Origin of the sequence: Bradyrhizobium sp. SRS-191 (assembly GCF_024586915.1) — a bacterium.
GTDB lineage: Bacteria > Pseudomonadota > Alphaproteobacteria > Rhizobiales > Xanthobacteraceae > Bradyrhizobium.
This window is the reverse complement of sequence record NZ_JANBVS010000031.1, coordinates 18,843-36,770: the sequence shown is the minus strand read 5'-3', so window position 1 is coordinate 36,770 and position 17,928 is coordinate 18,843. Positions and strand designations below refer to the sequence as shown.

The following is a 17,928-nucleotide window of genomic DNA, read 5'->3' as shown; positions in this document are numbered from 1 at the left end:
CTCTCATCCGCCGTCCTGCGGCGGACCCGTTGCGTCTCGATCTTGAATCGGTGGATGAAGATGTCCGATACGATCCGCTCGCTTACTACCTCGGGGTTCACGCCCAAGAGTCAGATCCAGCGTTGGTCAGATGCACTGACCGATCTCTGCGGACGTTTCGATGTCGACCCGCTGGAGGGCGCCTCCTTCGAGGGGCGCATCAACTTCACCACGGTCTCTCGCCTGAAATTGTGTCAGATCGAGGCAAGCCAGCACCGGATTGCACACACCTATGCGCGTGCACAGAAGGTGGCGCATCCCTACATCAAGATCCTGTTCCAGACCTATGGAACGTCCTATTTCGAGCAGGATGGCCGCCAGATCGAGATCGGTCCGGGGGACTGTCTTGCCTATGATGTGTCGACACCGCACACGATCGTCAGCCCGGCGCTGACGCGTCATGATGTCGTGATCGTGCCCAAGGAACTGCTGCAGGAGCGCGGCTTCCGGTCCGAGAAGATGCCGGCTTACAAGCTGTCCGCGCGAAGCGGGACTGGGCGGATTGCGCACGATGTCACGCATTCTGCGTTCGACGAGGCGACGAGGTTGTCACCGAACTCGGCGGCAAGCGTGGCCGAGTCGCTGATCGATCTGTTGCTGCTGCCGTTGCGGGAAGCGGACCGCATGCTCGACCGTGCCGGACCCGAAGCGGTCTACATTCGCGCGCAGGCTTTCATTCGCGAGCACCTGCGCGATCCCGATCTCTGCATCGATCAGATTTCGGCAGCCTTGGGTTGTACCAAGCGCTACCTTCACATGGTGTTCAGCGACCGCGGAATGACGGTCAGTGATTACATCTGGCGTGCCCGGCTGCAGCACTGTCGGCAGGAGCTGGAGACGCAAGGCGGCAAGACCATCACCGACGTCGCATTCTCGTGGGGCTTTTCGAGCTCCTCGCACTTCAGCCGCGTGTTCCGGAAGTATTTCGGTGTCGTGCCGTCATCGGTGCACAAAACAGCGGCCGCGCGCGCCGACTGAAGCGCCAAAGTCGCGCCAAGGGCGCCGTTAGCGCGCGCCGCTCCGGATGATCTTCTGGAAGGCATCGCCGAGGATCACCGGCTCACGCGGCGGCAAATAGGTCAGGCCTGCGGTCGCGGCAAATTTGGCCAGATCGCCCGACGCGGCGATCTCCGCCAGGATCTTGTCGACCGATGCCAGCAACTCGGCCGAGCTGGACAGGGCGACATAGCCTCTGTTGGCGCCGATCGGATAATTGTAGCCCGAGGCCATGAGCTTGCTTTCCGGATGAGCTGCCCGATAGGCATCGAAGCGTCTGATATCGAGCAGCGTCGCGTCGAACTTGCCCTGTTCGAGGGCGCCGAGCAGGTCATCCCGCGTCGGAATCAGATGGGTGATGTCATCGATCAGGCGGCCCTTGTCGAAGGTCATCAGGATCGCGTCCGCCAGCGTGCCGCTCTCGATTCCGAGCCGGAGGCCGGCGAGATCGCCGATATCGCTGATCCGGCGCTGTTTGGCGCCCGGTGCGAGAACGACTGTCAGCGTCGAGAACATATACGGCTTGCTCGGCGCCAGTGTGCCGAGGGGAATACGCCGCCGGCGATCGTCACGGGTCGCGCCATCGAAGTCCGGCAGCTTGGCCGTCTTGACCCCGGGCGCGACCAATCCGTCCTGCGTAAAGGCGTAGCTTGCCACGAGCGAGCAGCGGCCATCCGACAGCAAGGCGTTCGCCTCGAGCGCCGGGCTCGAATCTTCATCGAGCTTGCTTTCGAACCACTGGATCTCGAGCTTCTTGCCAAGGCGATCAGCGATCGCCTGGCCAAGCATGACATCGAATCCGCTGCCGGGCTTGCCACGATGGTGGACCGACAGTGGTGGAAGATTTTCGTCCATGCAAATGCGGAGAACGTCGTCAGCTGCCTGGACCGCTGACACTGACGACATCAACAAGGCGGCCGCCCACAATGTGACGCGGCGCATCATTGCGCTCTCCGGCTCGAGACGTAAGCCCAGAGTGCTGTGATCTCATCATCGCTGAGAATGTCACCCCAGGGCGGCATCCGGCCGTTCTTGCCTTGCTTCACCGTGGTGACGAAACGCGGCTGGTCGTCGGGGAACCGACGCAGGTCGGGTGTGATCGTCCCTGAGTTCACCATGTTCGGGCCATGGCAATGCGAGCACTTCTGAGCAAACGTCGTCTTCCCGAGGTCGATCGGACTGTGCGCGGCGGTGCCGTCTTGCTGTTGAGCGAAGGCAGCCGCCGAAAGCACGGCCGAGATCGCGACGACGGCGGCGAAGCTCGCCGCCGTTCTCATGAACATCATGTCTTTCACAGGCAATCCGAACTCAGTTCTTGACCGCGAAGACCCAGAGCGAGCCGCCCGCCGGAACGTTGGCGAGACGCTCATCGCCGGAGAACAGCGAGTAGACACCGCCATAGCCGGAGGTGACGGCGACGTACTGCACGCCATCCTGTTGCCAGGTGACAGGCTGTCCCTCGATGCCGGAGCCGGTCTGGAACTGCCAGAGCTTCTTGCCGCTGTCGGCGTCGAAGGCCTCGAACTCGCCGGTCAGCTTGCCCGAGAACACGACGCCGCCAGCGGTCGACAGCACGCCGGAGAAGCGCGGAATGTCGCTCGGCTGCTCCCACTTGGTCTTGCCGGTCATCGGATCGATCGCCTTAAGCTGACCACGCGGACCTTCCGGCCAATCCCAGAGATCCGTCAGGTCCATGCCGAGGTACCACTCGCCGGCCTTGAAGGTGGCGGGCTCGGTCTTGTAGTGGCCGCCGAACACGAGCGTGTTTGCGTAAGCGAGGCCGGTCTGCGGATTGAACGACATCGGCTGCCAGTTCTTGCCGCCGAGGATCGACGGATAGACCGTGACCTTCTTGCCCTCACGCGCATCACGCGTGACATCGGTCTCGACCGGCTTGCCGGTCTTCATGTCGATGCTGGAAGCCCAGTTGACCTTCACATAGGGATTGGCTGCCAGCAGCTTGCCGTTGGTGCGATCGAGCACGTAGAAGAAGCCGTTGCGGTTGGCGTTCATCAACACCTTGGTCGGCTTGCCCTCGACGTTCATGTCGGCGAGCACCATCTCGGCGACCGCGTCATAGTCGAACGGGTTGTTCGGCGAGAACTGGAAGTGCCACTTCATCTTGCCGGTCTTCGGATCGAGCGCGAGCACTGAGCAGGTGTAGAGGTTGTCGCCGGGCCGCACTGCCGCGTTGAACGGGCCGGGATTGCCGACGCCCCAGAACACGGTGTTCTGCTCGGGATCGTAGGAGCCGGTGATCCAGGTGGAGCCGCCGCCGAGCTTCCAGGTGTCGCCCTTCCAGGTGTCGCCGCCCGGTTCATCCGGGGTAGGGACAGTGTGCGTGCGCCAGAGATGCTTGCCGGTTGCCGGATCCCAGCCATCGATGAAGCCGCGGGTGCCGAACTCCGCGCCGGAGATGCCGGTCAGCACGACGCCGTCCGCCACCAGCGGCGCGACAGTCATCGAATAACCTTCCTTGATGTCGGCAGCCTTCTGGCGCCACAGCTCCTTGCCGGTCTTGGCGTCGAGCGCGATCACGTTGGCATCGAGCGTCGTACGGAAGACCTTGCCGTCGTAGAGCGCTGCGCCGCGATTGATGATGCCGCAGCAGACCACGCGCGGGGTCTCCGCGGGATAGTCGATCTTGCTCTTCCAGATCTGCTTGCCGGTCTTGGCGTCGACTGCCATCGTCGCATTGTGCGTCGTGACATAGAGGACGCCCTGGTAGATCAGTGGCTGCGACTCCTCGCTGCGGTCGTCGGCGAAGCTGTAGCTCCAGACCGGAACGAGGTTCTTGGCGGTGTCCTTGTTGATCTGCGTGAGCGAGCTGAACCGCTGCAGATTGTAGCCCATGCCGTAGTTGAGGACGTTTGCCGTATCAGTTGCACCCTTGACCAACTGATCGGCACTCTGCGCGCTCGCACCATGTGATGCAAGAATAGCGAGGCCCGCGGCCAGCGCGATCCGCTTCATTCATTTCCTCCAGGATTTTTATGCGCGCCTATCCTGACGCTGCGGGAACAACACTCCGCTCGAATTCGGGAACCGTCAATACGAAAAGCTGGGCAAGCATCCTCGCAGCAGCGGGACTATTTTCCCGTGCGACGGCAAGCGTCAGGCCAAGTCCTTGTCATTGCAGACCGTTTGCGGCTGGCATGATCGCACCTTTTTCGTGCTGCTTTGCGGCATGAACATTGCTTCACTGCAGCATGCCGGGATCAAATGGAGGAGTAGACGGATGAGGCGAACCATCCTTTGGCTCGGCATGCTGTGTTGCCTTTGGGTGAGTGCGAGTGCGCGTGATCTCGGTCAATGGGGCGCGGTCGATCCTGCGCTGCGTCAATGGTACGAGGCATTGATGCAGCCGGACGTGCCGACGGCGTCATGCTGCGGCGAGGCTGACGCCTACTTCGCCGACGATATCCACGTCAGGGATGGCAAGACCTACGTCATCATCACCGATGATCGTCCGGACGAGCCGCGTGGGCGGCCGCATATCGATGTCGGTACGGAGATCGAAGTTCCCGAGCACAAGCTGAAGTGGGACAAGGGAAATCCGACCGGCCACGGCGTCATCTTCCTGAGCCGCAACAGATATGTGTTCTGCTATGTGCAGCCGGGCGGGGCGTGAGTAGCAGCTATTGCTCAGCAGATGATGATTGAGGCGGAAGGTTGTCGGTCGACACGAGCGATGTCGTTCGGCGCAACTGATCCATCACTGCGAGACACGCTCTCCAATCGCCGAGCCTTGCGTTCACCCAGGCGCGGCCCTAGCTTCGAGGGCGGCGCAAGCAAAGCGCCAGTCAATGACAGTCTGAACTTGGGAGCTTGAAATGGCCTGGAAGACACCGAAGATCGTCGAAGTGCCGGTCGGCATGGAAATCAACATGTACGCTTGTGCGGCGCGCAAGTAAGCCGTAGCGATCGGCCAAGAGATCTGCCAAGCCGCTGCGAGCGATCAGTTCGCCGGTGACTTGGCAGATCGGTTCCGTCCAGCCGGGGTCTAGATCGCGCTGCGCCGGTCAGACATCTTGGTTGTCGAAGATATACAGGTCGACGCCGCCGTCGGCGAAGTTGGGCAGGTCACCGGCTGCCGCCTTGCCCTCTGCAGAGCCCATGCCGGCCTGCAAGGCCTGCATCGAATCAAACACTAGAGTGGCCACGAGGTGGAGGTTGGTGGGGCCCGCCGGTCCGTTTACCGGCCCACGGCTGATGTCATAGGACTTCAAGCCCGGGATCTTCTTCGCCAACGGCACGTGGACGTTCATGTAGTGCTTGTCGAACGCCTCGGCGCTCTTGGGGGTCTTGTAGAGTACGAGAACCTTGGGCATCTGCTTCCTCCGCATTCGTCTTTTTGAGGTCGATCGACCGCTGCCATTGCAGCCGATCTGCCGGCTCGGATCAAGCGCCGGGACTGGCACTTGGGTTCCGCTGCAGAAAATATGGCGCAAACAGAAACCGATGCAGCCGGACGTCGTAGTTTCATGTAGTCTGCTTGCGGCCTTGCCCAGGGGATACCGAGCCATGAGCCCCATCGATCTCGTCATCACAGTCTGCGCCGTCCTGTCTCCCGCCACGTGCGAGGAGCAGCACCTCGTGTTCGCCGACGGCGGCGCGTCGCTGCAGCAATGCGCGATGAAGGCGCCGCCCTACATCGCCCAGTGGATCGGCGAGCACCCGAAGTGGACAGCGGTGCGGTGGCGCTGCGAATATCCGCACAGCAACGACAAGGCCTGAGGCGGTCGGCCTGATCTGCTTGCGGCCTACTTCGTGCAGTCCTTGAGGTCCTTGTCGGCCACCGAGACCACGGCATCGGCCTTGATGTTGAGGTCGCGGACGATGCATTGCCGGTCGCCGGCATAGCTCACCTTGGCGTCGTAACGTCCCGGTTCGACCCCCGTCAGCTTCAGCCGCTCGTCGTGATCGAGCTCCTTGTCCTTGTCGTTCAGCGTCTGATTCGGACCCCAGCTGTTCTGGCCCGCGGGCGACAGCTGGAAACCGGTCATCGTCGCGGTGGTCAGATTCCACAGCCGGATGCCCTTGCTCTGCGCGGCGACCGCGATCGGCAAGGCTGACAGAATGATCGCGGTCACGGCAAATGCGGATCTCATGGCGTTTCCCTCGGTCTTGATGACCTTTGCCATGACTATGACATGGAAAAATCCCGCCGCGCCAGATCGGCCCTGATGGCGGCCACAGTCTCCTCGCCACGCTCTGCACGGGGCACGGTGATCGGCATGGCGCGGAGCAGGCGGGCGGGGCGCGAGGAGAGCAGGAAGATGCGGTCGCCGAGCCGCGCGGCATCATCCATGCTGTGCGTGACCAGCAGCGTGATCATCGGCCGTGACGCGACCAGTGTCGCGATCTCGTCGCGTAGCCTTGCGGCGAGGACGTCATCCAGCGAAGCCAGCGGCTCGTCGAGGATCAGGAAATCCGGCTCGACGGCAAACGCCCGCGCCAGCGCGACGCGGCGGGCGAGCCCAAGCGACAGCTCGCCGGGGAAATGGCTGCGATGGGCTTCCAGCTCGAGCACCCCGAAGATCGCGGCCAGCCGGTCTTCAGCGACGTCGGGGGCGGCCAGCCGGACATTGTCCTCCACCGAGCGCCAGGGCAGTAGCCGCGGCTCCTGGAAAACCATCGCGAGCCGCGCGCCGGCAGGTTGTGACACGCGTCCTTCATAGTTGCTGTCCAGGCCGGCGAGGATCCGCATCATCGTGCTCTTGCCGCAGCCGGAAGGGCCCACCACGACGCCGAGCTCGCCGCGCTCCAGCGTGAACGAAATCCCTGATATCACCTCCTGGCGCTTGCCATTGGCGCTGGTGTAGCTCTTGGAGCGGATGTCAACCTCAAGCCGCACGGAGCCGCCACCTGGATGCGCGCTGCTCGAACGGCTGCACGAGAACGGCTTCAATCACCAGCACGACGGCGGCAAAGCTGAGCGAGTAGGCGAGCAGCAGCGGGATGTCGAACAGCTGGAAGGCGACGCCGATCTCGAAGCCGATGCCGTTGGGGCGTCCGAGCAGCTCGGCGACCAGCACGATCTTCCACACCAGCGACAGGCCGGAACGGGCGGCGGCTGCGATGTAGGGCGCAAGCTGCGGCAGCAGCACGTGGCGCAGGATGCGGCCGCGAGGGAAGGCGAACACCTTGGCCATTTCATCGAGCGACGGATCGAGTGCGCGGGCGCCCTCGCGCAAGGTGACGACCGCCGTCGGCAGCTTGTTGATCGCAATCGCCGCGATGGCGGCGACTTCGGTGAGCCCCGCCCAGATATAGGCCAGCACGATCACCACCAGCGCAGGAAGGTTGAGCAGCAGGATCAGCCAGGGATCGCCGAGGCGGTTGGCGAGCCGGCTGCGGCCCATCCAATAACCGAGCGCGGACCCGATCGCCATCGACAGCGTGAAGGCCAGCGCCACGCGGGCCAGCGTGGCGCCGAGATGCAGGAAGAGCGCGCCGGACTTTGCTTCCGCGACGGCGACCGCCAGAACGGCCGAGGGCGGCGGCAGCTTGGCGCTGCCGGCGATGGTCGCGGCCACCCACCAGGTGGCCAGGAGAAGCGCAAAGGACAGAAGCCGCAGCACTAGTCCCTCGCATCCGCCCTGTAATAGGTGCCGGGGCTGAGCTCAGCGGCGGGGCCGACCAGATCACGTCCGCCGATCGAGGCGAGCACGCCATAGAGAATGCGTGCGTCCGCCTCTTCCTCGGCCACCGAGCGGCTCGGAATGCCCTCGCGATAGCGGTCGCGATAGGCGCGCAAGGTGGCTTCGTCCTGCGCGCCGGTCAGCGGCGCGATCGTCTGCCACTCGGCATCCGATGCCGCCAGGATCTCCTTGGCCTTGGACGTGACCGACAGGAAGCGGCTGACGAGATCGCGGTTCTTGGCAGCCCACTCCTCGTCGAACACGTAGCCGATCATCGCGGTGCGGCCCTTGGCGCCGAAGCCGGGCAGGATGTCCTCGATGCCGGCGAGGCGGCGAAAGCCCTTGGCTTCGAGCGCCGCGCAGAAATTCCAGTAGTTCAGGCCGGCATCCATCTCGCCGTCGGCGAGCTTGGCGGCGAGTAGCGGCGGCGCGCCATAGGTAATGGTCGCCTGCGACTTCAGCTCGACGCCGTCGCGCTTGACCGCGGCCTGCAGCAGCAGCCAGCTCTTGTCGAGCGGGCCGCCGGCGACGGCGAGCTTGCGTCCCTTGAGATCGGCCAGCGACTTGATCGAGGAAGCGGCCGGCACCATCACCGCGCCGAGCGCGCTGGAGTAGGGATGGAAGGTCAGCTTGGCGCCGAGCGCGCGCTCGCGCGACACCCACAGCCAATCCGACACCATGATGTCGGCATTGCCCGCCCGCAGCGCGATCTTGCCGGCCTCGGGGCTTGCGAGCTCGACCGCGTCGATCGCGATATCCGCCTGCTTGTCGAGCTGATGGGCGCGGATGACCGCCAATTCCCAGGCGAAGGTGCCGGTCTTCTGCACCGCAACCTTGACAGTCTCGGCGGCGCGCACGACCGGGAGCGGCAGCAGCGCGCAAGCAATGAGGGCAATGAACAAGCGACCGAGCTTCGTCATGGGCGCGTCTGCGTTTCCTCGAGATGTGTTCTTTTCAGCCTCATTCCCTTAGCATAGCCTGGACTGCGATGCCGTGGAGGACTGTCATGCGTTGCGCTGTTCCGGTAGGACCGATTGTCGCCACCTTGTTTGCCGTGACGGCGCTGGCCGGGCCGGTGCGTGCCGAGGAGCTCAACGACTATCCGACCTCGGCGCGGGCCGAATATGTGTTCGGCTGCATGAAGGCCAATGGCGAAACGCGCCAGGCGATCTCGCAATGCTCCTGCTCGATCGACGTGATCGCCTCGATCATCCCCTATGAGCGCTATGTCACCGCGGAAACCGTGCTCAGCATGTCCCAGGTGAAGAGCAACCTCGGCACCCAGTTCCGCACCTCCGAGCAGGCCGCCAACGCGCTCAACGATCTCCGCCGCGCCCAGGCCGAAGCCGAAGTGAGATGTTTCTGACGCCGCGCGCCCCGGCCTCGCCATCAGGTGCCTGATCCCTCCGCGGGCCATTCGTGCTCGAACACATGGCCCTGCGTATCCCGCGCCTCGGCGCGGAAATGCTTGGCGCCGTTCGAGACGTAGGTGAAGCGGATGTTCGGATCCTCCGAGATCGAGATGCCGCCTTCTACCGACAGCACCAGTTTGCCGTCCTGCGACAGCGTCAGCTGGTCGACGAAGAAGGCGGGGATGTAGAGCTGCGTCAGCTGGTCCATCTGCAGTCCCGAATTGTTGGGATGCCCGACCATCACCTGCGCCTCGCGGATGCCGCTGCTGGCGCCGTCGCCGCTTTGCGTGAACTGCCGGTAGCGCATCTGGCCGATGCGGGCCTTGGCCTCGTCCGGATTCTTCGCGGCCGGGGCCGAGCAGCCGCCGGATGCCTTCACGAACGTCTTGACGACATAGAGCTGGCCGTCGGTGAGCTCGGCCACCGCATGCACGTCCGTGTAGTTGTTGACGCGAACGCGCGTGGAGATCGCGGTGACGTTGGCATCCGAGCCGAGCGTGAACTTGGCAGCCATCGGCGCCGGGTTCTGGTCGATCACCAGCGTGATGGTCTTGATTCTGCGGTCATCGGCGGGCGAGAGCTTGCTGCGCAGGGTGACCGGGACGACGGAGGCATCCTCGGCCCGCGTCGGCATCTCGATGGACAGCACGTTGCCGCCGTCCTGCATCGGCTTGTTGGCGAAGATGTCCTGCACCAGTCCCGGCCAGGGATCGTAGCCATCGGCGGCCTTCGCAGGTGCGAAAGCAAGCGCGAGGCAGATGCCGAGAAGCAATGTGGACGGCAGGCGGAGCCGGGTCATGGCGCAGTCCTCCGGAAGCATTCTGGTTTGTCGGCGATCATAGCGCGTCCCCACGGTCATTCCCATTCCATTTCCGAGAACGCCGCGGTGGCGTTCCGCGCATTGTAGTCGTCGAACAGCTCCCATTTGCCGCGCTCCGATCCGGCGGCTCCCGCCGCATCCGCGATCGGCTTGCCCGCCTTGATCAGCCCGCGAACATCGAAAGCGAGAGTATCGAGATAACGGCGCTCGTCTGCGAGCGCCAGCGGCCACGGACTGACCGGCCCATGGCCGGGCACGACGCGATCGGCTGTCATCGCACCGAGCACCGCGATGTCGGCAATCCAGCCACGCAGGCTACCGTCCATCACGGGGATGTGACGCAGGAAAACAAGATCGCCCGCAAACAGGGTCCGGCTCTGCTCATCAAGGACCGTCAGGTCGCAGTCACTATGCGCCGTGCTCCAGGCCTTCAGGGAGAGTGTGCGGCCACCGAGATCGAGCGACATCAGATCCTCGACGGCGATCGAGGGCGGCACCAGGCGGACCTCGTCGATCAGCTCCCCGCCCATCAGGCGGCGAAACGCCTCGATGTAATGCGGTCCGCGCAGGGCCAGTGCGCGGGGCAGGTTCTTGGCGCCGACGAAGCTGGTGCCATCGGCCTGGAACGCGGCGTTGCCGAAGACATGGTCGGGATGGGCATGGGTATTGATCACGTAGCGGATCGGCTTTGGGGTGCGGGCGCGGATCGCCGCGAGCAATGCGCGGGCTTCGCGGACGCTGCCACCGGTATCGATCACGGCGACTGCGTCATTGCCGACGACGAAGCCGACATTGGCGATGGCGCCGTCGTTGTCGGCGGTCATCAAGGCTGTCTGCCCGACATGGACGAACACACCGGGCGCAATCTCGTCGACCTGTAGTTCCCGCTGCTCGGCATGCACGACGCCGCCGAGCGCGAGCATGCCCCAGGCCATGATCGCGATGATCACCCGGCTGATCATGGGTTCGCCTCGCTCGCGTGCGACCTGTGCATCCTGCCGCCCGCGTTGCGGCGCAGCATCGGGTCAATTCTTCGGGATGACAGCAGCTGTTGCGCGGGCGAGGCCGGCGGCCTAGCATTTTCAAAAATACCTCGATGCGCTCGATAGGGATGGAAATAAGAATGACGAAGCGTTGGACTGTTGTCGGCTCGCTGGCCGTTGCCGCGGGCCTCACTCTGCTCGGACCTGCTGCCTCCTACGCGCAAAGCAATGACGGCCTGGACCTGTCGATCGAGCTGGTCGATCCGAAGGTGCTGCGCGTCTGCGCCGACCCGCGCAACCTGCCGTTCTCGAACGAGAAGGGCGAGGGTTTTGAGAACAAGCTCGCGGATTTCCTCGCTGCCAAGCTGCAGAAGAAGGTCGACTACACGTTCTTCCCGCAGGCCACCGGCTTCGTGCGCATGACGCTGGGCTCGCATCGCTGCGACGTCATCATGGGCTTTCCGCAAGGTGACGATCTGGTGCAGAGCACCAGTCCCTATTACCGGACGGCTTACGCCATCGTGACCAAGCCGGGCTCCGACCTTGCCGACGTCACCACACTTGAGGACGCCAAGCTCAAGGGCAAGCATATCGGCATCGTGGCCGGCACGCCGCCGGCGACCAACATGGCGCTGGCCGGACTGATGACGACGGCCAAGCCGTATCCGCTGATGATCGACACGCGCGTGGACTCGTCGGCCGAAGCGATGATCAACGATCTGAAGTCCGGCGAGATCGATGCCGGCGTGCTGTGGGGGCCGATGGCCGGCTACTATGCCAAGCAGGCGAGCCCGCAGCTGCATGTGACGCCGCTGGTCAAGGAGACGTCCGGGCCGAAGCTGATCTATCGCATCGCCATGGGCGTGCGCGGGGCGGACCAGAACTGGCGGCGGCAGCTCAACAAGCTGATCCAGGAGAACCAAGGCGAGATCAACAAGATCCTGCTCGACTTCGGCGTGCCGCTGCTGGATGAGAGCAATCATCTGATCACCGCCGAGGCTGCGGCGAAGCCATGATCGGCCGGTTCACCGCTGCGGCATTGGCAGGCCTGCTGCTGATCGCCGCCGCGGTTCGGGCCGACGACCTCGTGCCGGAGCCGGACAGCTACCGCACCGAGAACTATCGCGCGCCGGTGCCGACGACACTCAAGGGCGCTCGGGTGCTGTCGACGCGGGACATCGAGGCGATCTGGCGCGACAAGGCCGCTGCTTTCATCGATGTGCTGCCGCGTCCGCCGAAGCCGAAGAACTTGCCGGCCGGCACCGTGTGGCGGGAGCAGCCGCGGCTCGACATTCCCGGCAGCATCTGGCTGCCCGACACCGGTTATGGCGTGCTCGCGGCGGCGACGGAGGATTATTTGAAGCGCGGCCTTGCGCGTGCGTCGGACGGCGATCTCGGTCGTGCGCTTGTCTTCTACTGTCTCGAGGATTGCTGGATGTCTTGGAATGCCGCGCGGCGCGCGCTTACCTACGGCTACCGCAACGTCGCCTGGTACCCCGACGGCACCGACGGCTGGGCCCGCGCCGACCTGCCGCTGCAGCAGACCCAGCCCGAGCCGCGGCCGGAGGAGTGAGCGGACGGCACGGTGGCGACAGACTCCGCGGCTAGTTGTTTGACTCGTCATGCCCGGGCTTGTCCCGGGCATCCACGTGGTGCCGCGTTGAAAGACGTGGATGGCCGGGACAAGCCCGGCCATGACGTTGTTGAAGCGTCGGTACGCCCTCTCTTCGTTCTGGTGATGATGAGCGAGCGGCATCCGCGGATCTACTCCATGTCCTGCTGGATCTCGCGAGCGAGAGCGAACAGGCGCTGGTCTATGGCGGTCGGGACCTCGCAGACGAATTTCATGACGCGGCGGCGGTCTTCGAAGATGCGGGTCTCCCAGTTGAGCTGATTGCTCAACTCCTCGACCTTGGCCTCGTCGCGCGTGGTGCTGCTCTGCATCTCCTGCAGCGCGATGGTATCGCCGCGCACCTTGTCGACCGCCTCGCGCTGCTTGCGCATGACGCGCTCCAGCCCGTTCATGACAGACGTGCGCTGTGCGTTCAGCGTGTCGAACAGACCTGCGAACAGCAGCTTGCCCTTGCGGGTCTTCTCCTCGGCCGTGCCAGTAAGAAAATCAGCGACGTCCTTCTGCGCCTGTTCGAGCGGAAAGCGGCGCGCCGCGAGCTTGGCAACGAGCTCCGAAATCTTCGCGTCGTCCTTCCAGCTCGTGCCGACGTCATCGACCGGCGGACCCGACCAGACCGCCGCGATCGAAATCTCCGGCACCTTGGCCTGCGGGCAGGGCCAGTCGGGATAGCGCGGATCGGCGGCCTGTGCGGCGCTGGCCGCTGCGAACAGAGCGGCGGCCAGTAGTATCGATCTCACCGTCATGCCTCGCCTCCGGGACCACGCCTGACAAACCCGCGCGACGGATCATAGGCCAGGATCGCGCCAATCATGAACACGGCGGTGCAGCCGCCGACCACCGCGAGCGAAACCCAGTTCAGCTTGCCGTACAGCGCAAAACGAATGAGCTCGACTGCGTGGGTGAAGGGATTGGCCTCGCAGAGATAGGCCAGCCACGGGCTGCCTTCCTCGACGCGCCACAAGGGGTAGAGCGCCGACGAGGCGAAGAACATCGGAAAGATCACGAAGTTCATCACGCCGGCAAAGTTCTCGAGCTGCTTGATGCCGGAGGAGATCAGCATGCCCAGCGCACCCAGCATCAGGCCGGAGAGGATCAGCGCCGGCAGCACGGTGAGGTAGCCCATCGGCGGTGGCGTGATGTCCCAGAACCAGGCGATGATCAGGAAGGCGTAGACTTGCAGCACGGAGACGGCGGTGCCGGCGAGCAGCTTGCAGAACAGCAGGTAGCCGCGCGGCAGCGGGCTCACCAGCAAAGTGCGCATGTTGCCCATCTCGCGGTCGTAGACCATCGACAGCGACGACTGCATGCCGTTGAACAGCTGGATCATCGCCATCAGGCCCGGCGCGATATAGACCTCGTAGAGGATGTAGGTCTCGTAGGGCGGGATGATCGAGATGCCGAGCACCTGGCGGAAGCCGGCCGCGAAGATGAATAGCCAGACCAGCGGCCGCACCAGGGCCGAGATGAAGCGCTCGCGCTGATGCAGGAAGCGCAGGCCCTCGCGCCAGACGATGCCGATGAGGCAGGTGATGTATTCGCCGGCGGAGAAGCCGCTGCGGGTGGGAGCAGGATTGTGAACGGTGGTGACGCTCATGGCTCTGTGCTCCGCGCCGAACTGGCCTGGGTCGTCAGCCGTGCAAACGCGGCATTGACATCTGACGCGCCGGCCTCGGCGATCACCTGCGGCACGGGCCCGCGCGCGAGCACGCGGCCCTGATGCAGCACCACGAGGTCATCGGTCGGGGCGATCTCGTCGAACAGATGCGTTGCCCAGAGCACGCCGATGCCCTGCTCGGTGACGAGCTGGCGGACATGGCCGACGATGTCGGCGCGGGCTTTGACGTCGAGTCCCACCGTGGCCTCGTCGAGCAGCAGCAGGCGCGGCCGGTGCAGCAGCGCGCGGGCGATCTCCAGCCGGCGCATCTGGCCGCCGGAGAGGTCGCGCACCTTGTTGCCGGCGCGATCGGCCAGGCCGATGCGCGCCAGCAGCTCCTCGCTGCGCGCGCGGGCCTCGCGTCGGGAGATGCCGTGGAGCGCGGCGTGGTAGAGCAGGTTCTGCCGCAGCGACAGATCGAGATCGACGGTGCGCGGCTGGAATACGACGCCGAGCAGCCGCAGCGCCTCGCCCGGCGTTCGGCCGATGTCATGGCCGAAAATATCGATCTTCCCGGTCTGCACCGCGAACAGCCGCGTGATCAGCGAGAACAGCGTGCTCTTGCCGGCGCCGTTGAGGCCGAGCAGGGCGGTGAAGCTCGCCGGCCGGACGGCGAAGCTGACGTCGTTGAGCGCCTTGCGGGCGCCGTAGGAATGGCTGACGCCCGCGACCGACAGCGCCGGCACCTGATGCGGCGTCGGCTGCGGCGCGGGGCTCGTGGGATCGAGAGCGGGTGCGTTCTGCGTGCTCATGGCTGTGCAATCGTGATGCCCCAGGGCAACTCGCCGACCTGGATGGTCTTGATCACCTTCTGCGCGGCGACGTCGATCACCGACACGTCGTTGGAGACGCCGTTCGTCACGAGCAGATATTTTTCATCCGGCGTGAACTCCATGTGCCAGACGCGCTGGCCGACCAGCAGATACTTCTTCACTTCATGCGTGGTGCCGTCGACGACCGCGACGCGGTTGGCCGGGCCGAGCGCGACGAAGCCGGTCTTGCCGTCCTTGGTCAGGCTGATGCCGACCGGCTGGATCGCCTCGCTGCGCAGGCCGGGTACGGCGAACTTGATCTTGGACGTGACCTCGCGCTTGGCCGGATCGATGATCGAGACCGTGCCGCCGATCTCGGCGGACACCCACAGCTCCGAGCCGTCGGTCTTGAACTCGGCATAGCGCGGCCGGGCATCGACCAGCACGTTGGCGACGATCTTGCGGGTCGCCGTGTCGATGAAATGCGCCATGTTGGTGGTCTCGGAGGTGCAGATCAGGATCTTGCCGTCCGGGCTCAACATCATGCCCTCGGGCTCGACGCCGACCTGGACGTCGCCGATGCGGACGCGCTTCTCGAGGTCGAGCACCGTGACCGTGTTGTCGTTCTCGTTGGCGACATAGAGCGTCTTGCCCTGGGCATCCTGCGCGAACAGCTCGGGATCGGGGCCGGAGGGCAGGGTGTCGACGATCTCCATCTTCTTGGCGTCGATCACCTGGATGGTGTCGTCGTCGCCGACCGCCACCATCACGAACTTGCCGTCGCGGGTGAACGCAATGCCGCGCGGCCGCTGGCCGACCTTGATGGTCTTGGTGACGGTCCAGGTATCGGTGTCGATGACGGAGACGGTGTTGCCTTTTTCGTTGGAGACGAAGGCGACGTAGGCGGAGGCGGGGGTGATGGCGGCTAGCGACAATGCGGCGGTGAGCAGGTAGGCCGCGATGCCGACGTACCTGCGAAGCCTTAACCGTCCTTCGAGACGCCCGCCTTTGGCGGGCTCCTCAGGACGAGGACGGAGTCTGCGGGAAGACTCGATCTCGTCGCCGTTACCGCGCGCGCGCTCAAGACCGTCTTCATGAACACGCTGCTCATGGTTCACGTGCAGCTCCAGTTTAGGCGCAAGACTCTCTTCCCGCTTCCCGATTTCTTTGATGATCTCTTCGAACCAGCCTGCAACCTCCGCTACGCTGTGCAATGCAGTGCCCTCGCCCCTTGTGGGAGAGGGCAGCGCCGGCCGATCCGCAGGCTCGGTTGGGTGAGGGGTTCTCTCCGCGAGCGCAACTCGTTGAGACAGACCCCTCACCCGACCGAGATCGTTGCGCTGTCGTGCATGCCCTCTCCCACAAGGAGCGAGGGCGCAGTCACGGACGTCGTGCCCGCGGCGAGGTCGATTGGTTTCCCGCTTCTCCACAAGGTTGGTCTCTACAAGCACGCGGCCAACGTGTTCATGGTCAGCGTGCAGCGGCGGCTCTGCCGCTTGACCCTCTCCATGAACACGCCCCTCGGCGTGCAGTGCCGCCCTCGAATTTTGACCCTCATGGTGAGGAGCGCCGCAGGCGCGTCTCGAACCATGAGGCCCCTGCCGGGCCTCGCCCTTCGAGACGCCCGCTTTCAGCGGGCTCCTCAGGGTGAGGGGAGATACCGCGTCGGCGAGCATCTTCATCAACATCATCACATCCGACATCATTGCAGCTTGCACTTGGTTTCGGGGCGGTCGACGCCGAGCGTGTCCAGTTCAGAGACCTGATGCAGGAAGCCTTCCTGCGGGGAGACCGAAACGATCATGCGGCCGTCGGCCAAGAGGATCGGCTGGCGCAGCTGCAGGTTCCAGTCGCGTAAGGAGAGGCGGGTGCCCTTGAAGGCGGCGATGGTGAAGTTCGGACCCTTGAGATAGTCGGTCATCGCCTTGGCGTCGCCGGAGTTGGTGCGCGAGGCCGCCTCGCCGACCATGCGCACGGCCATCCAGGCCTGCATGTCCAATGCATCCATCCGGCGCAAGGCCAGCTTCATGAAGCGGTTCTGCAGTTGCGTCGCGCCCCATTGGTCCTGCGCCGGATCCCAACTTGTCGGCCTGAGTCCTGCGGAGCCGGCGACGGGGCGCGGGTCCCAGGTGCGGTAGGGCAGATAGTTGGCGAACACCTCGCTCTCGTCGGCCGCGACCAGCACGTCATAGGCCGGCGCCTTCTGCGTGAACACCGGCATCTGGCGCTGGATCAGGGTGACGCCGCTGTCGGTGCGGCGCGCGCCGCCGGTGTCCTCGAAGGTGCGTTCCTCGACGATCTTGGCGCCGAAGCGGGTGGCGGCGCGGCGCAAGGCATCAGCGAACAGCTTGTCGTTGTCATGCGAGCCGGTGATCAGCAGCCAGCGCTTCCACTGCTTCCACACCAGATATTGCGCGAGGCCATCGGCCAGCATCGAACGTGTCGGCGCGACATGGATGACATTGGCGCGACAGTCCTGCTCGCGCAGCCGGTCGTCGGTGGCGCCGACATTGAGCAGGGTGATGCCGCGTCCGCGCAAGGCATCTGCGACCTTCAGCAGCGTATCCGCCGGCAGGTCGGCGAGGATGAAGCCGGTCTGCCCCGCGAGTTCATTCGCGGCTTGCGCCGCGTCCTCATCATCCTTGACCTTGCGGTCGATCAGCGTGAAGCGCTGGTTGAGGAACTTGCCGGTGGTGTTGTTGTCCTCGATCGCGAGCTTCGCGCCGGCCACGCCGTCATCGGCCGCCGGCTGGTCGAGCGGCGACAAGGTCTGCGGCACGCCGGCGCGGCCGAGATAGCCGATCGCAATGTCGACCGTGTCAGCAGCACCAGCAGCGGTTGCGGCGGCAATGAGGCCGATCGCTCCAATCAGAGATCGGGCCAGAACTCCCAGGACCACATGTCCTCCCATGGTTCCCTCGTCCTTTGGCGGCGAGGTTTCATCTTGCAAGATGAACGATTTGGCCTAGCTTTCAACCCCACTTTTGGCCGCTGT

The 17,928-nt window shown here is 64.6% G+C and carries 22 protein-coding genes; 7 read left to right on the top strand and 15 right to left on the bottom strand.

From position 1 onward, the window contains the following. Window positions 1-60: 60 nt before the first annotated feature. A complete protein-coding gene (locus tag NLR35_RS32755) occupies window positions 61-1,017 on the top strand; it encodes a helix-turn-helix domain-containing protein (protein ID WP_257170672.1) in 957 nt (318 codons plus the stop codon). Window positions 1,018-1,044: 27 nt separating this feature from the next. On the opposite strand, the gene NLR35_RS32750 is transcribed toward NLR35_RS32755, so the two are convergent. The 3 genes from NLR35_RS32750 to NLR35_RS32740 are packed head-to-tail and all read right to left on the bottom strand — an operon-like array spanning window position 1,045 to window position 4,008. Continuing rightward, a complete protein-coding gene (locus tag NLR35_RS32750; RefSeq protein WP_257170689.1) occupies window positions 1,045-1,977 on the bottom strand; it encodes an ABC transporter substrate-binding protein in 933 nt (310 codons plus the stop codon). Then, complete coding sequence (locus NLR35_RS32745; RefSeq protein ID WP_257170688.1) at window positions 1,977-2,318, bottom strand: cytochrome c; 342 nt, start codon at window positions 2,316-2,318, stop codon at window positions 1,977-1,979. The genes NLR35_RS32750 and NLR35_RS32745 overlap by 1 nt, the downstream gene beginning before the upstream one ends. A gap of 25 nt (window positions 2,319-2,343) precedes the next feature. Then, entirely contained in the window at window positions 2,344-4,008 is a 1,665-nt protein-coding gene (locus tag NLR35_RS32740) for a methanol/ethanol family PQQ-dependent dehydrogenase (RefSeq protein ID WP_257170671.1), read from the bottom strand. Window positions 4,009-4,273: 265 nt separating this feature from the next. Between NLR35_RS32740 and NLR35_RS32735 the strand changes: the two genes are divergently transcribed. Both NLR35_RS32735 and pqqA read left to right on the top strand, forming a co-directional pair. Further along, entirely contained in the window at window positions 4,274-4,666 is a 393-nt protein-coding gene (locus NLR35_RS32735; RefSeq protein ID WP_257170670.1) for a hypothetical protein, read from the top strand. Between the two features lie 202 nt (window positions 4,667-4,868). Beyond that, window positions 4,869-4,949, top strand: coding sequence for a pyrroloquinoline quinone precursor peptide PqqA (gene pqqA, locus NLR35_RS32730; RefSeq protein WP_009031067.1), 81 nt, complete (start codon window positions 4,869-4,871; stop codon window positions 4,947-4,949). Between the two features lie 108 nt (window positions 4,950-5,057). Here the strand turns inward: pqqA and NLR35_RS32725 are convergent, their stop codons facing one another. Further along, window positions 5,058-5,366 carry an EthD family reductase gene (locus NLR35_RS32725; RefSeq protein ID WP_257170669.1) on the bottom strand — a complete coding sequence of 103 codons (309 nt, stop codon included), beginning with the start codon at window positions 5,364-5,366 and terminating at the stop codon, window positions 5,058-5,060. A 193-nt stretch (window positions 5,367-5,559) separates the two neighbouring features. Here NLR35_RS32725 and NLR35_RS32720 point away from each other — a divergent pair, with 193 nt between their 5' ends. Beyond that, complete coding sequence (locus tag NLR35_RS32720) at window positions 5,560-5,772, top strand: hypothetical protein (RefSeq protein WP_012029066.1); 213 nt, start codon at window positions 5,560-5,562, stop codon at window positions 5,770-5,772. 26 nt (window positions 5,773-5,798) lie between these two features. Here the strand turns inward: NLR35_RS32720 and NLR35_RS32715 are convergent, their stop codons facing one another. From NLR35_RS32715 to NLR35_RS32700, 4 genes are read right to left on the bottom strand one after another with little or no spacing between them, the layout of a single operon-like run. Continuing rightward, window positions 5,799-6,146, bottom strand: coding sequence for a hypothetical protein (locus NLR35_RS32715; protein WP_257170668.1), 348 nt, complete (start codon window positions 6,144-6,146; stop codon window positions 5,799-5,801). 35 nt (window positions 6,147-6,181) lie between these two features. Beyond that, the gene (locus NLR35_RS32710; RefSeq protein WP_257170667.1) at window positions 6,182-6,892 is read right to left on the bottom strand and encodes an ABC transporter ATP-binding protein; all 711 of its coding nucleotides are present in this window, start codon (window positions 6,890-6,892) and stop codon (window positions 6,182-6,184) included. Further along, a complete protein-coding gene (locus NLR35_RS32705) occupies window positions 6,882-7,619 on the bottom strand; it encodes an ABC transporter permease (RefSeq protein ID WP_009031071.1) in 738 nt (245 codons plus the stop codon). Before NLR35_RS32705 ends, NLR35_RS32710 begins: the two co-directional genes overlap by 11 nt. Beyond that, window positions 7,619-8,599: an ABC transporter substrate-binding protein gene (locus NLR35_RS32700; RefSeq protein ID WP_257170666.1), complete on the bottom strand. Its 981-nt coding sequence runs from the start codon at window positions 8,597-8,599 to the stop codon at window positions 7,619-7,621. The genes NLR35_RS32705 and NLR35_RS32700 overlap by 1 nt, the downstream gene beginning before the upstream one ends. 86 nt (window positions 8,600-8,685) lie before the next feature. Here NLR35_RS32700 and NLR35_RS32695 point away from each other — a divergent pair, with 86 nt between their 5' ends. Continuing rightward, complete coding sequence (locus tag NLR35_RS32695; protein WP_257170665.1) at window positions 8,686-9,045, top strand: hypothetical protein; 360 nt, start codon at window positions 8,686-8,688, stop codon at window positions 9,043-9,045. 23 nt (window positions 9,046-9,068) lie between these two features. Here the strand turns inward: NLR35_RS32695 and NLR35_RS32690 are convergent, their stop codons facing one another. Together NLR35_RS32690 and NLR35_RS32685 are read right to left on the bottom strand one after the other, a co-directional pair. Next, entirely contained in the window at window positions 9,069-9,890 is an 822-nt protein-coding gene (locus tag NLR35_RS32690) for a quinoprotein dehydrogenase-associated SoxYZ-like carrier (RefSeq protein ID WP_257170664.1), read from the bottom strand. A gap of 56 nt (window positions 9,891-9,946) precedes the next feature. Continuing rightward, the gene (locus tag NLR35_RS32685) at window positions 9,947-10,873 is read right to left on the bottom strand and encodes a quinoprotein relay system zinc metallohydrolase 2 (protein WP_257170663.1); all 927 of its coding nucleotides are present in this window, start codon (window positions 10,871-10,873) and stop codon (window positions 9,947-9,949) included. Between the two features lie 161 nt (window positions 10,874-11,034). Between NLR35_RS32685 and NLR35_RS32680 the strand changes: the two genes are divergently transcribed. Both NLR35_RS32680 and NLR35_RS32675 read left to right on the top strand, forming a co-directional pair. After that, entirely contained in the window at window positions 11,035-11,910 is an 876-nt protein-coding gene (locus NLR35_RS32680) for a substrate-binding domain-containing protein (RefSeq protein WP_257170662.1), read from the top strand. Next, entirely contained in the window at window positions 11,907-12,467 is a 561-nt protein-coding gene (locus tag NLR35_RS32675; protein WP_257170661.1) for a PQQ-dependent catabolism-associated CXXCW motif protein, read from the top strand. Before NLR35_RS32680 ends, NLR35_RS32675 begins: the two co-directional genes overlap by 4 nt. A gap of 191 nt (window positions 12,468-12,658) precedes the next feature. On the opposite strand, the gene NLR35_RS32670 is transcribed toward NLR35_RS32675, so the two are convergent. From NLR35_RS32670 to NLR35_RS32650, 5 genes are all read right to left on the bottom strand, one after another. Next, a complete protein-coding gene (locus NLR35_RS32670) occupies window positions 12,659-13,270 on the bottom strand; it encodes a hypothetical protein (RefSeq protein ID WP_257170659.1) in 612 nt (203 codons plus the stop codon). Then, window positions 13,267-14,121, bottom strand: a complete 855-nt coding sequence (locus NLR35_RS32665) for an ABC transporter permease (RefSeq protein WP_257170658.1) — start codon at window positions 14,119-14,121, stop codon at window positions 13,267-13,269. The genes NLR35_RS32670 and NLR35_RS32665 overlap by 4 nt, the downstream gene beginning before the upstream one ends. After that, a complete protein-coding gene (locus tag NLR35_RS32660; protein WP_306577843.1) occupies window positions 14,118-14,933 on the bottom strand; it encodes an ABC transporter ATP-binding protein in 816 nt (271 codons plus the stop codon). The genes NLR35_RS32665 and NLR35_RS32660 overlap by 4 nt, the downstream gene beginning before the upstream one ends. After that, window positions 14,930-15,895, bottom strand: coding sequence for a YVTN family beta-propeller repeat protein (locus NLR35_RS32655; RefSeq protein ID WP_257170685.1), 966 nt, complete (start codon window positions 15,893-15,895; stop codon window positions 14,930-14,932). Before NLR35_RS32655 ends, NLR35_RS32660 begins: the two co-directional genes overlap by 4 nt. A 740-nt stretch (window positions 15,896-16,635) precedes the next feature. Then, window positions 16,636-17,844 carry an ABC transporter substrate-binding protein gene (locus NLR35_RS32650; protein ID WP_257170657.1) on the bottom strand — a complete coding sequence of 403 codons (1,209 nt, stop codon included), beginning with the start codon at window positions 17,842-17,844 and terminating at the stop codon, window positions 16,636-16,638. Window positions 17,845-17,928 lie beyond the last annotated feature (84 nt).